Origin of the sequence: Sphingobium xenophagum, assembly GCF_002288285.1 — a bacterium.
In the GTDB taxonomy this organism is placed as follows: Bacteria; Pseudomonadota; Alphaproteobacteria; order Sphingomonadales; family Sphingomonadaceae; genus Sphingobium; species Sphingobium xenophagum.
Genome location: NZ_CP022745.1, coordinates 499,458 through 512,494, shown reverse-complemented (window position 1 = coordinate 512,494; position 13,037 = coordinate 499,458). Strand labels below are relative to the sequence as shown.

Genomic DNA, 13,037 nt, shown 5'->3' with positions numbered 1-13,037 from the left:
GCCGCTTATCCTTTCATCATTCGCAATATGAGGATGATGACCATGGCCGATAAGCCCATAATGACGACCAGCGGCGGCGCGCCGATCGCTGATAATCAGAACAGCCTGAGCGCTGGCCCGCGCGGCCCCCTGCTGTTGCAGGACTATCAGCTGCTGGAAAAGCTGGCCCACCAGAATCGCGAACGCATCCCCGAACGTGTCGTCCATGCCAAGGGCTGGGGCGCCCATGGCACGCTGACCATCACCGGCGACATCAGCAAATATACCAAGGCGAAGGTGCTGCAACCGGGCGCGCAAACGCCGATGATCCTGCGCTTTTCGACCGTCGCTGGCGAAGCGGGCGCGGCCGACGCCGAGCGCGACGTGCGTGGCTTTGCGATGAAATTCTACACGCCCGAAGGCAATTGGGATCTGGTCGGCAACAATACCCCGGTCTTTTTCGTGCGCGATCCGCTGAAATTCCCCGATTTCATTCATACGCAAAAGCGCCACCCGCGCACCAATCTGCGTTCGCCCACGGCGATGTGGGATTTCTGGTCGCTCAGCCCGGAATCGCTGCATCAGGTGACGATCCTGATGTCCGATCGCGGTCTGCCGACGGACGTGCGCCACATCAACGGCTATGGCAGCCACACCTTCAGCCTGATCAACGACGCCAATGAGCGTTTCTGGGTCAAATTCCACTTCAAGACGATGCAGGGCCACAAGCATTGGACCAATGAGGAAGCGGCGCAGGTCGTGGGCCGCACCCGTGAATCGACGCAGGAGGATTTGTTCGAGGCGATCGAGCGCGGCGAGTTTCCGAAGTGGAAGGTCCAGGTGCAGATCATGCCCGAACTGGATGCCGACAAGACGCCCTACAATCCGTTCGACCTGACCAAGGTGTGGCCGCATGCGGACTATCCGCCGATCGACATTGGCGTGATGGAGCTGAACCGCAACGCGGACAATTATTTCGCGGAAATCGAGCAACTGGCGATGTCGCCGTCGAACATCGTGCCGGGCATCGGCTTTTCGCCCGACAAGATGCTTCAGGCGCGAATCTTCAGCTATGCCGACGCCCATCGCCACCGCATCGGCACCCATTATGAGGCATTGCCGGTCAATGCCCCCAAATGCCCGGTGCATCATTATCACAAGGATGGGGCGATGCGCTTCACCCCCAACAACCCCAATCCGGCGGCCTATTATGAGCCGAACAGCTTTGGCGGGCCGGTCGAGGACAATAAGTTTCTGGAGCCGCCGCTGCGGATTTCGGGTGATGCAGACCGTTGGAACCACAGGGAGGGCAATGACGATTTCAGCCAGCCCCGCGCCTTGTTCGAACTGTTCGATGCGGGCGAGAAGGACCGGCTGTTCGCCAATATCGCCGCTGCCATGGGCGACATTCCCGACTTTATCGAGGAACGCCAGTGCAAGCTGTTTGACGCCGTCCATCCCGATTATGGGGCCGGCGTGCGGGCTGCGCGCGCGAAGATCAAGGATCGCAACCCGTCCATCTCGGCGCCAACCGATGAATTGCTGTCCGACGCATCGGCCTGACGGCGCGGCCAGATTTGCATGACGATCGACCCCGGCGCCTGACACGCGCCGGGGTTTTTGCATCGTTATTACAGGGGCTTTCCCCGCTCGCGGGCATTCATGGTGAGCAAATATTAAGGATGCCGCGCTAGCCTCCCCGCCAATATGCAACGGTCCGCTCTTCGTCACTCCTCCTCGATCTTCGCGCCTGTTGTCACTGGCAGCGTCTATTTCATCGTGGCGACAATGGCGTTGCTGATCTCTCGTTTTGAAGGTGGCCTTGCCTTCATCTGGGGTGCCAATGCCTTTTTGATGGCGGAGTTGCTGACGTCGCGCACCCGCTACTGGCCGCGCGCGATCATGGCCTGCGCCATTGCCAGCACCTTCGCGACTGCGTTGTTCGGCATGGGTCCATTGGCCGCGATCCCCATGGCGGCGATCAACGTCGTCGAATCGCTGATCGTGGCGATCATCTGTCGCCGTTTCGTACCGGATCGCCGGATCATCGGATCGATTCGTCCCCTCGTGGTGTTCATCATCGCCCTATGCGGCGTCGCCAATGTCGTCGCCGGGGTTATGGCGGCGGCGGTCGCCTCCTTCATCACGTCCGTGCCGTTCGGCGCATCCTGGCTGCAATGGTATAGCGGGCATGTGCTGGGCGGGCTGACATTCGCGCCGATCCTGATCCTGCTGTTGCAGGGCGAATGCGGTCGCTGGTTGCGGGATACGCCGAAGCGGGTCAAGGTCGAGGCCATCGTGCTGCTCGCGCTGTTCACGCTGGCCATCGTCCATGTGTTTTTCTGGGCCAGCTATCCGCTACTGTTCGCGCCACTCCTGCCGCTGGTTCTGATTGCCTTTCGCACCGGGCAGGTGGGTGCGGCGGCCTCCATCATCATCCTGGCGGTGGTTGGGGGAGCGGCGACCGTGCAAGGGCTCGGCCCGCTGAACCTCGTTCCCGGAACGGTCGGCGCGCGGGTGCAATATTTCCAATTCTACATCGCGCTCAGTTTTCTGCTCAGCATGTTGATCACGGCCGAACTCAACAGCCGTCGCCGCCTGTTCCTGATGTTGCACGACAGCGAGGCGCGGTATCGCGCCATTGCCGAACATAGCGGCGATGTGGTGCTCAACATCGGCGTGGACGGTATCATCCGTTACGCCTCGCCATCGGCCGCTGAACAGATTGGCTGCGCGCCAGACCTGTTGATCGGCCAGTCCGCCGCCCATCTGGTCGATCCAAAGGACCGGAGGATCGTCATCGCCACCCATCGCCGCGCGCTGGCCAATCCCGGCGTCAGCCACACCGTCGAATTCCGGTCCCTGCTGTCCGGCGGCGATCCGCAATGGTGCGAAATGGTGAGCCGCGCCGTGGTTGACGAACGGGGCGTCGCCAGTGGCGTCGTAAGCATGATCCGCGACATGTCCCGGCACAAGGCGCGCCAACAGGCGCTGCAAGACGTCGCATCGCATGATTCGCTGACCGGAGCGGATAGTCGCGGCGCCTTCCTCGAAAAGCTGGAAGCGGAAATCCTGCGCGCACGCCATGGCGCGCGGTCCTGCCTGCTGTTGATCGACATAGACCATTTCAAGGCGGTCAATGACCGCTATGGCCATGGCGCAGGCGATCGGGTGTTGAGCGCTTTTGTCGAACGGCTGCGGCCGGGATTGCGGGGTATTGACAGCATCGGACGTCTGGGCGGCGAGGAATTTGCGATTTTGCTCGTCGATAGCGACATTGATCGGGCCAGCATGATCTGTGAACGGCTGCGCGCTCGCATGGTCGCGCCGATTCCCGTGGGGGAGGCGGGGAGCGAGGCCATCTCCGTGACCTTCAGCGCCGGACTGGTCCGACTGGACGGTGGGTCAACGCGATCGGCGATGCTGGAGGCCGCTGACAAGGCGCTCTATCGCGCCAAGCATAGCGGCCGGAACTGCCTGCGCCTGGCGGCTTAGCTGCTTTTGGGGCCATCGCGCATAAATCATGATGATATGTTGTAACTTATAACGGTTTGGCCTATGTAGCGACCAGCATGTCGCAGACCATTCGCCACTTTCTGATGTCCGGCCGTCTCGATCGCTTTGCGATCGCGCTGTCGGGCCTGTGCCTGGCGCATTGCTTTATCACGGCTGTCGTGCTGGGCCTGCTGGCGACGGCGGGCGGTATTTTTGAAAGCCCGATCTTTCACGAAGCGGGACTGGTGCTGGCCATCTTGATGGGCGCGATCGCGCTCGGTCATGGCGCGCTGGTCCATCGGTTCATGATGCCCGCGGCGATCGGAGCGCTGGGGCTTGGGGTGATGGCAGGCGCGCTGACCATGGACCATGGCTGGCAGGAAAGCGTCTATACGCTGATCGGCGTCGGCATCCTGGCACTAGGGCACGATCTCAACCACCGCGCCGGGCGCTAGGCCCACAAAAAAAGGGAGCCATCCGACTCCCTTTCCCTATGTTCGGCTCGCTGTCGGTCAAACCGGCTTGTGGTTCAGCCGATGTTCGCCCTTCACCCAACGTACCGTGCCGGTGCTGGCGCGCATCACCACGCTCTCGGTCGTCAGCTTGCCACCCGGCAGCCGCTTGACCCCGTCGAGCAAAGACCCGTCAGTAACCCCGGTGGCGGCAAAGATGCAGTCGCCCTTGGCCAGTTCCTTCAGGTCATAAATCTTGTCGAGATCGGTGATGCCCCATTTGCGGGCGCGCTGCTTTTCATCCTCGTTACGGAACAGCAGCCGTCCTTTGAACTGTCCGCCGACACAGCGCAGCGCGGCGCAGGCCAGCACGCCTTCGGGCGCGCCGCCCGATCCCATATAGATGTCGATCGTGGTTTCAGGATCGGTCGTGGCGATCACACCCGCCACATCGCCATCGGGGATCAGCATGATGCCGCAGCCGATCGCGCGCAGTTCCGCAATCAGCTTTTCATGGCGCGGCCGGTCCAGCACGCACACGATGATGTCGGACGGTTCCACGCCCTTGGCGGCGGCGACCGCCTCGACATTCTCCTTGGCTGACCGGCTCAGGTCGATCACGCCGTCGGGATAGCCCGGCCCTACCGCGAGCTTGTCCATATAGACGTCGGGCGCGTTGAGCAGTCCGCCCTCTTCGGAAATCGCCAGTACCGCCAGCGCGTTCGGACCGGCCTTGGCAGTGATGGTCGTGCCTTCCAGCGGGTCGAGCGCGATGTCGATCTTGGGTCCGGTGCCGATCGCATTGCCGACCTTCTCGCCGATATAGAGCATCGGCGCTTCGTCGCGCTCACCTTCGCCGATGACGACGGTGCCGTCCATATAGAGGTCGTTGAAGGCCAGGCGCATGGCTTCTACGGCGGCAGCATCGGCTGCCTTTTCATCGCCCCGGCCGATCAGCTTGGAAGCGGCAATGGCCGCCGCTTCGATGACGCGGACCATTTCCAGCACCAGAACGCGATCCAGCGTCGAACTTGCCTGTACCATCTTCATCCCTCTGCCTATCCTTATGGCCAGAGCGGATAGGCCGTTGCCCCGTCCTTGTCGAGCGACGAAGGAGGCCGGTCATCATGCGGCCATGATTGCATGATTAACAGGCAGAGCGATGAAAGCTCTGGCCAGCCTCCTCATTCTCGCCGCACCGGTAACCGCCCATGCGGCGGATGACGAATTGATGGCCGCGTATCGCAGCAAGACCCAAGTGATAAAACCCTGTGACCGCAGCGGCGATGCGATCGTCGTGTGCGGCAACCGGGCCGAGCGTAATGCCCGCGAACGCCTGCCCTTGCCGCGCGAGCCGGCGCAAAATGGCGGCATCGTGCGGGGGGATGCGCCGCGGGCTTCGGCGGCGGCCGTGCGGCAGGGCAGTTGCGGGGTGGTTGGCGGGCAGGGGACAGGGTGCGTTGGCGGCCTGTCGGTGTTCAAGGTGGCGGATGTCATGGCCAGGACTGTCACCGCCATTATCGATCCCGATGCGGATCTCGCGCCGCCACCGCCGCTGCCCGATCGCTTTGAGGGCGCCGGGCAGCATTAGCGTCGTTCAATCCAGAATATGCATCACCATCGGCGTGCCGATCAGGCTGTCCGATCCGGCCAGGCGATCGAGCGTGTCGCGGATGCAGCGTTCCTCGCCCGCATGGGTCACGATGGCGACCAGCACGCCATCATCCTGATGCGCGCCGCGCTGGATCATGCTTTCGATAGACACGCCTGCGTCGCGGGTGGCCGCTGCGATTTCCGCCAGCACGCCGGGACGGTCCTGTACCATGAAGCGCAAATAGGTGCGGCCCACCCTTGCGCCAGCATCGGCGGTATTTTGCGGCGTCAGCGCGGCGACCGGCATGGCGAAGGCATCGCCATATTCGTCGCGCGCGACATCGATGAGGTCAGCGACCACGGCTGATGCTGTCGGCCCATCGCCCGCGCCACGGCCCTGGAAGAAGAGGCGGCCGACAAAATTGCCCTCCGCCACCACGGCGTTCAACGATCCATCGACATGGGCCAGCGGATGGTCGAGCGGCACGAGCATCGGGTGGACTCGCTGGAACAGCCCGTCCGCGCCGTTTTGGGCCATGCCGACCAGCCGGATGCGGAAACCCAGCGCAGCGGCCTCGGCAATGTCGGCGGCGATGACATGACGAATGCCGGTCGTGGCGACAGCGGCGAAATCCAGTTCGGTGCCAAAGGCCAGGCTGGCGAGGATGGTCAGCTTGTGCGCCGCATCGACGCCATCAATGTCGAAACTGGGGTCGGCCTCGGCATAGCCCAGTTCCTGTGCTTCCTTCAGTACCTCGTCAAAGCCCCGGCCTTCCTTTTCCATCGTCGTCAGGATGTAATTGCAGGTGCCGTTGAGAATGCCGTAGACGCGCGATATTTCGTTCGCGGCAGCGCCTTCGCGCATGCCCTTTATCACCGGGATGCCGCCAGCAACCGCAGCTTCATATTTGAGCGCAATGCCACCCTTTTCGGCTAGCCGGGCAAGGTCCAGCCCATGATGGGCCAGCATCGCCTTGTTCGCGGTGACGAACGGCTTGCCCGCATTCAGGCAGTGGCGCGCCAGCGTCAGCGCCGGACCATCCGACCCGCCGATCAGTTCGACCACGACGTCGATATCGTCGCGCGTCGCCAGGCTGTTCATATCGTCCACCCATTCATAGGGGGACAGGTCGACGCCGCGATCCTTGTTCCGGTCACGCGCCGAAATCGCGACGACCTGAACCGGGCAACCCGCGCGCCGGGCAATCAGAGCCGCATTGGTGTTGAGCAGCCGGATGACGCCTCCGCCCACCGTGCCTAGGCCGACGAGCGCAACGCGCAGCGGGGCATGGCGGTGCAGATTGGTCATAGGGGCGTCTTTCTCTATAATCAGCGCGGATGATGAAGCCCGCGCTGATAGCGACAGGTGCGCGTGGGTCCAAGCAAAAGCTGTATCAGGCGGGCGTCCGCGTCCGTCCGCACGGGCCCAGTGCGTCGATCACCACGCGATAGTCTGCGCGGGCCGCTTCGGCGTCCTGCACGGACAGGGTCCGCACCGCGCGGGCGGGCAGGGCAGGGGGCAGCGTGCAGGCCAGGCGATACCAGAGCAGGCTGCCCGGCGCCGGCGCCTTCGCCGCTTCATCGACAATCTCGCCCAGCGCCACTGCCCAGCGGGGCTGCTCGCCGGGGCGACGGAGGATCGAGAGCGAGACGGGGTCGCCATTTTCGGTTCGCAGGAAAATCTGGGTCTCGCCCTCGCCAGCCACCGTGCCGGCAACATGGAAAGCATCGCCCAATCCCAGGATGCGGGGCGGCGCATCGCGTGCGACCAGCGCGGACAATATGGTTTTCACCCGCTCGATCTCTGCGGGGGTAGCCGGGATCTGCGCGTCGCGGGCAACCAACTGGATCTGGCCGGGCCGCCCGCCGGGCCGCGCGAACAGGATGACCTGCGCCTTTTTCAGCTTCGGCAATTTGCCGCGGGCGTCGACAGGCGCATCGTAGAGCCAGCTTACAAGGGGGGCGATTCCCGCCTCGCCGCGAATCAAACCCATGACGTCGCCTTCCACGAACAGCCGTTTATGGCCCGCCGGGACGTCCCCGGCCTGTTCGGGCTTCAACGGAATGATGTTGCGGATTCGCACATGGGCCACTAGCGGCGCGGTGTCCGCCAGGTCGACAATGTCGGCGTAGGACAAGCCGGTGGCGGCGGGCGCTGAGCGCGTTGTCATCGGAAGATGTTGCGCTAAAACAGGGAAAACCGGGAGATTTACGGCTGAAATGAGGCATGGCAGCGCGAGCCGGTAAAGCAGGGTGGAGGATTTCATGATCAGCTTCGTCCTATATTTTTGGCTCGTGGCAAGGATGTCACAGGCAAGTCATTCCGCTATGAAATGGTAACCGCAAATGAACATATCGATAAAGCGTTTGCGTGCCACGATGTGCCGCGATAGGAGTTTGTGCGGTAGCAATTGGACGGACAGTGGCCGAAGGTGGCCGGGATAGCCCGGTCGGCTTGGGTCGTTTTTGGCTGATTTGTATAAACCACTGGTAAGATGAGTTAAGGAGTGTCGTTGCCGAATGGCCTATGCTGACCACTCGCAAGGATCGAGTCGGACCGTCTCGATCATCATCGTCGCCCTGATTCACGCTGTTCTTGGCTATGCCTTCGTCACCGGTCTTGGCATGAAATATGTCAAAAAGGCGGCAGAACAGCTGAACGTGATCGACGTGAAGGAAGAGCCGCCACCACCGGACGAGGAGCCGCCACCGCCGCCGCCAGACCAGCCGGTCGAGCCGCCGCCGGTTGTGGCCCCGCCGCCGATCGTGCAGACCCCGGCGCCTGCGCCGACCATGACTGTAGTTAGGACGCCGCCTCCGGTGTTCAACCCCGTCCCGGTCGCTGCCCCGCCGCCACCGCCGCCGCCCGCGGCGCCGCCTGTCGCCGCAACCCGCGCAACGCCGCGCAGTTCGCCCGGCAGCTGGCTCAGCGATGCGGACTATCCGAGCCGCGCCCAGCGCGAAGAACGCTCGGGTACGGCCGGCTTCCGCTTGCAAATCGGTGCGGACGGTCGGGTAACCGACTGCACCATCACCTCCTCGACCGGCCACCCGGATCTCGATGAGGCGACCTGCCGCCTGCTGCCGCGTCGCGCGCGGTTCAAGCCGGCCAAGGGGTCTGATGGTGCGGAAATGCCCGATACGTACAATGGCCGTATCACCTGGCGTCTGCCGGAATAATCCAAACGGGCAAGGCGTGCGCCCGGCGCCGCCTCGCTCTAGCTTGATCTCATTGAGAGGGAAGTCTTGAACATGTTGATGTATCTCGCAGCTGCGGCGCCGAAGCCGGAAAACCCCTATGGTCTGATGGAAGCCCTGGAACAGGGCGGTACCATCGCCTGGACCGTGTTCATCATTCTGTGCGGCATGTCGGTCGGCACTTTCTACATTCTGTTCACCAAGCTGATCGAACAGCAGAAGGTGATCAACCAGGGCAAGAAGGTCCGCGCGACCTTCTGGCGCGCCGCCAACATCAAGGAAGGTTCGGCCAAGCTGGAAAAGAACTCTGCCTACAAGCAGATCGTCGATGACGGCATCAAGGCGCAGGAAGAACATACCAAGCTGACCGATCCGGTCGAAGCCCATGACTGGCTGCACGGTTCGCTCGGCCGTTCGGAAGCCGCGATCAACTCGTCGCTGGGCGGCGGTCTCGCCTTCCTCGCAACCGTTGGTTCGACCTCGCCGTTCATCGGTCTGTTCGGTACGGTTATCGGCATCTATCGCGCGCTGATCAAGATCGGTGCAGCCGGTCAGGCGTCGATCGACGCGGTCGCCGGTCCCGTCGGTGAAGCGCTCATCATGACCGCCCTGGGTCTGGCCGTGGCCGTTCCCGCGGTGCTCGCCTACAACTTCCTGCAGCGCCGCAACAAGTCGATTGCCGAACAGCTGAACGGCTTCACGGTCGATCTGCTGGCCTATCTGGTGTCGAACGGCGCGGTTAAGCCCAGCGTTGCTCCGGCTCCCGCCGCACCTGCTGCCAAGCCGGTTGCTGCGCCGACCAAGGCCTGATTGTCTTGAGATGCCGGCGTGGGAACCGGGTGGCCGCTGCGACTACCCGGTTCCCCGCCGACCATGGCCCTCGCGATGGTGAGGCGCCATCGACACCAATGTTAGGATATTATCAATGGCAATGAGTGTTGGCCCCGGCGGCGGTGACGACAAACCGTTGTCCGACATCAACACGACGCCGCTCGTCGACGTCATGCTGGTGTTGCTCATCATCTTTCTTATCGCGGTTCCGGTCGTCGTCCAGACGGTCGAACTGCAACTTCCCAAGGTGGCGTTCGAGCCGACCACGACGAAGCCGGAAAATGTCTCCCTCTCGGTCACGACCGGTTCGGACGGCAGCTGCGCAGTGTATTGGAATTTGACCAAGGTTGATTCCAGCGATCTGCTCAACCGCGCGGTGGCGAAGCTCGAAGCGGACATCAAGAAGGCAGGCGGCGTCGAAAATATGACGCCCGAAGACATGCCCGAAGTGCATATCCGTGGCGACATCAACACCCCCTACCGGTGCATCGGCGGTACGATCTATACGATGCAGCGCGCCGGTTTCCCCAAGGTGGGCTTCATCTCCGAGCCGGAACCCGGCACGACGACGACCCGCCTCTGACCGGCTGATTAAGGAGATTTCGCTATGGCCATGAGCATGGGTTCCGATGAAGGCGAACCGATGATGGAAATGAACACGACGCCGTTGATCGACGTCATGCTCGTTCTCCTCATCATGTTCATCATCACGATTCCGATCCAGACCCACGCGGTCAAGATCGACCTGCCGCAGAACGCACCGCCGACGAACACCCCGATCGATCCGGTGAAGAACAAGGTTGCCATCGATTCTGCCGGGGTCATCACCTGGAACGGTTCGGCGATCGATCTGCTGACCCTGCGTCAATATCTGCAGCAGTCGCTGCGCCTGCCGGTCGAGCCGGAACTTCAGTTCCAGCCGAACGCGCAGACCCGCTATGTCACCGTTGATGAGGTGCTGGCGGAGATCAAGCGTGCGGGCGTGACGAAGCTGGGCTTTGTCGGCAACGAACAATATGGCAACTTCTAAACGCTGATTGCCTGCGTCTGTCAGCTTGCACTAAGACTTCCCGTTTTTCCGGGCGGGCAGGGCGGCATCCGGGTTTTGATATTGCCCATGTTTCAGGGGTCGCCTTCGGGTGGCCCCTTTTTTATGCGCTCGGCCCCGCCCGGCCGACCGGACAGCGCGCCCGCTTCAGGGCAGACTTATTAACGCTTTGCTTACGCCGATCGTCGATAATGGCGGTCGAAGGGCAGGCGATAGCGAACGATGAGCGCCGACAGACAGACTGATGTGGACCGAAAGGCACGGCTGGCAGAGCGCAGCTATGTGCAGATCGGTGTGCGTATTCGTCGTCCTGGCGAAACCTGGTTCAGCAGCCGCATAGCCGACGTATCCGTCACTGGCTTTCGCCTTCAAAGCTTCATGAAACTCACCTGTGGCAGTGAATTATGGGTCATGTTGCCGGGCTTCGAAGGTCGTCGTGCCCGCGTCTTGTGGACGCGCGGCCATGAAGCGGGTTGCGCCTTCGAACGCCCGCTGCATCCCGCAATCCTTGATCATATCGTCAAGCTGAGCAGCGGTTCCGCCCTCGCCTGAGCAGGGCGCCCCAGATCAGGCCGAGGGCGCATCCTGAAACTGCAAACTGGCCAGACGCGCATATAGGCCGCCCTGCGCCACCAGCGCGGCATGATCGCCCTGCTCCACGATCCGCCCTTCGTCCAGCACGATGATCCGGTCGGCGGCGCGCACGGTCGCCAGCCGATGGGCGATGACGATAGTCGTGCGCCCCTCCATCAATCGGCCGAGCGCATCCTGCACCAACCGTTCCGATTCGGCGTCCAGCGCAGACGTGGCTTCGTCCAGCAGCAGGATCGGCGCGTCGCGCAGCAGCGCACGCGCGATCGACAGTCGTTGCCGCTGCCCGCCCGACAGGCGCGTACCCGCTTCCCCCATCGGACTGTCCAGTCCCTGTGGCAGCGCGCGCAGGAATCCCTCCGCATTGGCGGCGCGCGCCGCGTCCCAGATCTGATCGTCGGTCGCGTCCCACCGCCCGTAACGCAGATTGTCGCGGGCCGATGCCGCAAAAATCACGCTGTCTTGCGGCACCATCGCCATCATCGCGCGCAATGCGGCCGGGTCGGCCTGCGGCAAGGGGACATCATTCAGCCGGACAGTACCGGACGTGGGATCGTAGAATCGCAAAGCCAGCTGGATCAGCGTCGATTTGCCAGCGCCTGAAGGCCCGACCACCGCCACCGTTTCGCCGGGCGCTACGTCGATCGACACGCCATTCAGTGCCGCCTGGTCGGGCCGGGTGGGATAATGGAAACGCACATCATCAAATGTCAGCCGCGCGCCGGACACGGCGGTCGGAATGATCGTCGGGCTTTCGGGGGGCAAAATGTCGGGCGTCGCCGTCATCAGCTCATGCAAGCGGCTGGCCGCGCCAGCACCCCGCAGCAGATCGCCCCAGCTTTCAGACAAGGAGCCGAAGGCGCCCGCCACCAGCCCGCCAGTCAGGACGAACGCAGCGATGCTGCCCCCTGAAAGCTTCCCCGCGGCGACATCCAGCGCGCCCTGCCACATGACCGCCGTGATCGATCCGAACACCAGCGATATCACCACCGCCGTCATGATCGCCCGCAACCGGATGCGCCGACGCGCGGTGTCGAACCCCTTTTCGACCGTCGCGTCAAACCGCGCCGCCTCGCGCCGTTCCTGCCCGAATGCCTGGACGATTTTCATCGCCGCCAGCACTTCATTGGTCACGCTGCCGACGTCGGCGAGCCGGTCCTGGCTGGCGCGGGACAGGGCCCGGACCTTGCGGCCCAGGCTCAGCAGCACCAGCAGGATGACGGGGATGCCCAGCAGCAGCATCGCCGCCAGCTTGGGCGCAAGCGCGAACAGATAGATGAGGCCGCCAACGCCGGTGACCATGTTGCGCAGCGCGATCGACACGGTCGATCCGACCACCTGTTCGACGACAGCCGTATCGGCGGTCATGCGCGATGCGATTTCGGAAGGGCGGTTTTCCTCGAAGAAGCGCGGCGCCTGTCGCAGCAGATTGGCCTGTGTCGCGCTGCGAATATCCGCGACCACCCGCTCGCCCAGCCAGGACACGAAGTAAAAGCGCAGCGCGCTCGCCACCGCCAATATGATGACGATCAGCAGCAGATATTCGAACCAGCGGCTGATGTCGCCGCCGCCCATGAACCCCCGGTCGATCACCAGCCGGAAGCCGCTGGGGATGCCCAGCGTCGCCGCCGACGACACGATCAGCGCGATCAACGCGCCTGCAATGCGCCCCGGATAGCGCTTCGCGAAACCCCACAGCATTGTCAGGCTGCCGAGCGCGGGACGGGCGCTGGCGCGCGGCGACGGGGTGGGTATGTCCTCCATGCGCGGCGCTTAGCAGGCTGCCCGCAATGCCTCAATGGGGCGGGGCTGGTGGCGCGCGCGACTTTCGCGCATATGCGGGCGATCCG

At 63.2% G+C, this 13,037-nt stretch carries 13 protein-coding genes; 9 read left to right on the top strand and 4 right to left on the bottom strand.

Features of this window, described 5'->3' with window-relative positions; all coding sequences use genetic code 11:
• The first annotated feature begins 42 nt into the window (after positions 1-42).
• From CJD35_RS02530 to CJD35_RS02520, 3 genes are all read left to right on the top strand, one after another.
• The gene (locus CJD35_RS02530) at positions 43-1,542 is read left to right on the top strand and encodes a catalase (RefSeq protein WP_086485966.1); all 1,500 of its coding nucleotides are present in this window, start codon (positions 43-45) and stop codon (positions 1,540-1,542) included.
• 144 nt (positions 1,543-1,686) lie between these two features.
• Positions 1,687-3,474, top strand: coding sequence for a sensor domain-containing diguanylate cyclase (locus CJD35_RS02525; protein WP_026002109.1), 1,788 nt, complete (start codon positions 1,687-1,689; stop codon positions 3,472-3,474).
• Between the two features lie 77 nt (positions 3,475-3,551).
• Positions 3,552-3,929, top strand: a complete 378-nt coding sequence (locus CJD35_RS02520) for a MerC domain-containing protein (RefSeq protein WP_026002108.1) — start codon at positions 3,552-3,554, stop codon at positions 3,927-3,929.
• Between the two features lie 57 nt (positions 3,930-3,986).
• On the opposite strand, the gene glpX is transcribed toward CJD35_RS02520, so the two are convergent.
• The gene (gene glpX, locus CJD35_RS02515) at positions 3,987-4,970 is read right to left on the bottom strand and encodes a class II fructose-bisphosphatase (RefSeq protein ID WP_095687178.1); all 984 of its coding nucleotides are present in this window, start codon (positions 4,968-4,970) and stop codon (positions 3,987-3,989) included.
• Positions 4,971-5,088: 118 nt separating this feature from the next.
• Here glpX and CJD35_RS02510 point away from each other — a divergent pair, with 118 nt between their 5' ends.
• A complete protein-coding gene (locus CJD35_RS02510) occupies positions 5,089-5,517 on the top strand; it encodes a hypothetical protein (RefSeq protein WP_017181486.1) in 429 nt (142 codons plus the stop codon).
• Positions 5,518-5,523: 6 nt separating this feature from the next.
• Here CJD35_RS02510 and CJD35_RS02505 read toward each other — a convergent pair whose 3' ends face one another.
• Entirely contained in the window at positions 5,524-6,828 is a 1,305-nt protein-coding gene (locus CJD35_RS02505) for a homoserine dehydrogenase (RefSeq protein WP_017181485.1), read from the bottom strand.
• Positions 6,829-6,913: 85 nt separating this feature from the next.
• Positions 6,914-7,690, bottom strand: coding sequence for a hypothetical protein (locus tag CJD35_RS02500; protein ID WP_017181484.1), 777 nt, complete (start codon positions 7,688-7,690; stop codon positions 6,914-6,916).
• 349 nt (positions 7,691-8,039) lie between these two features.
• Here CJD35_RS02500 and CJD35_RS02495 point away from each other — a divergent pair, with 349 nt between their 5' ends.
• From CJD35_RS02495 to CJD35_RS02475, 5 genes are all read left to right on the top strand, one after another.
• Entirely contained in the window at positions 8,040-8,699 is a 660-nt protein-coding gene (locus tag CJD35_RS02495; RefSeq protein ID WP_017181483.1) for an energy transducer TonB, read from the top strand.
• Between the two features lie 72 nt (positions 8,700-8,771).
• On the top strand, positions 8,772-9,527 hold the full coding sequence (locus tag CJD35_RS02490) for a MotA/TolQ/ExbB proton channel family protein (RefSeq protein ID WP_174302239.1): 756 nt from the start codon (positions 8,772-8,774) through the stop codon (positions 9,525-9,527).
• 115 nt (positions 9,528-9,642) lie between these two features.
• Positions 9,643-10,131, top strand: coding sequence for an ExbD/TolR family protein (locus tag CJD35_RS02485; RefSeq protein ID WP_026002105.1), 489 nt, complete (start codon positions 9,643-9,645; stop codon positions 10,129-10,131).
• A gap of 24 nt (positions 10,132-10,155) precedes the next feature.
• Complete coding sequence (locus tag CJD35_RS02480) at positions 10,156-10,578, top strand: ExbD/TolR family protein (RefSeq protein WP_017181480.1); 423 nt, start codon at positions 10,156-10,158, stop codon at positions 10,576-10,578.
• 240 nt (positions 10,579-10,818) lie between these two features.
• Positions 10,819-11,148: a PilZ domain-containing protein gene (locus tag CJD35_RS02475; RefSeq protein ID WP_019053545.1), complete on the top strand. Its 330-nt coding sequence runs from the start codon at positions 10,819-10,821 to the stop codon at positions 11,146-11,148.
• Between the two features lie 15 nt (positions 11,149-11,163).
• On the opposite strand, the gene CJD35_RS02470 is transcribed toward CJD35_RS02475, so the two are convergent.
• Positions 11,164-12,951 carry an ABC transporter transmembrane domain-containing protein gene (locus tag CJD35_RS02470; protein WP_017181478.1) on the bottom strand — a complete coding sequence of 596 codons (1,788 nt, stop codon included), beginning with the start codon at positions 12,949-12,951 and terminating at the stop codon, positions 11,164-11,166.
• Positions 12,952-13,037 lie beyond the last annotated feature (86 nt).

What these genes read in the sequence shown, in the direction of transcription:
- CJD35_RS02530 (WP_086485966.1), top strand. Translation starts at nt 43, where the DNA reads ATGGCCGATAAGCCCATAATGACGACCAGCGGCGGCGCGCCGATCGCT.
- CJD35_RS02525 (WP_026002109.1), top strand. Translation starts at nt 1,687, where the DNA reads ATGCAACGGTCCGCTCTTCGTCACTCCTCCTCGATCTTCGCGCCTGTT.
- CJD35_RS02520 (WP_026002108.1), top strand. Translation starts at nt 3,552, where the DNA reads ATGTCGCAGACCATTCGCCACTTTCTGATGTCCGGCCGTCTCGATCGC.
- glpX (WP_095687178.1), bottom strand. Translation starts at nt 4,970, where the DNA reads ATGGTACAGGCAAGTTCGACGCTGGATCGCGTTCTGGTGCTGGAAATG.
- CJD35_RS02510 (WP_017181486.1), top strand. Translation starts at nt 5,089, where the DNA reads ATGAAAGCTCTGGCCAGCCTCCTCATTCTCGCCGCACCGGTAACCGCC.
- CJD35_RS02505 (WP_017181485.1), bottom strand. Translation starts at nt 6,828, where the DNA reads ATGACCAATCTGCACCGCCATGCCCCGCTGCGCGTTGCGCTCGTCGGC.
- CJD35_RS02500 (WP_017181484.1), bottom strand. Translation starts at nt 7,690, where the DNA reads ATGACAACGCGCTCAGCGCCCGCCGCCACCGGCTTGTCCTACGCCGAC.
- CJD35_RS02495 (WP_017181483.1), top strand. Translation starts at nt 8,040, where the DNA reads ATGGCCTATGCTGACCACTCGCAAGGATCGAGTCGGACCGTCTCGATC.
- CJD35_RS02490 (WP_174302239.1), top strand. Translation starts at nt 8,772, where the DNA reads ATGTTGATGTATCTCGCAGCTGCGGCGCCGAAGCCGGAAAACCCCTAT.
- CJD35_RS02485 (WP_026002105.1), top strand. Translation starts at nt 9,643, where the DNA reads ATGGCAATGAGTGTTGGCCCCGGCGGCGGTGACGACAAACCGTTGTCC.
- CJD35_RS02480 (WP_017181480.1), top strand. Translation starts at nt 10,156, where the DNA reads ATGGCCATGAGCATGGGTTCCGATGAAGGCGAACCGATGATGGAAATG.
- CJD35_RS02475 (WP_019053545.1), top strand. Translation starts at nt 10,819, where the DNA reads ATGAGCGCCGACAGACAGACTGATGTGGACCGAAAGGCACGGCTGGCA.
- CJD35_RS02470 (WP_017181478.1), bottom strand. Translation starts at nt 12,951, where the DNA reads ATGGAGGACATACCCACCCCGTCGCCGCGCGCCAGCGCCCGTCCCGCG.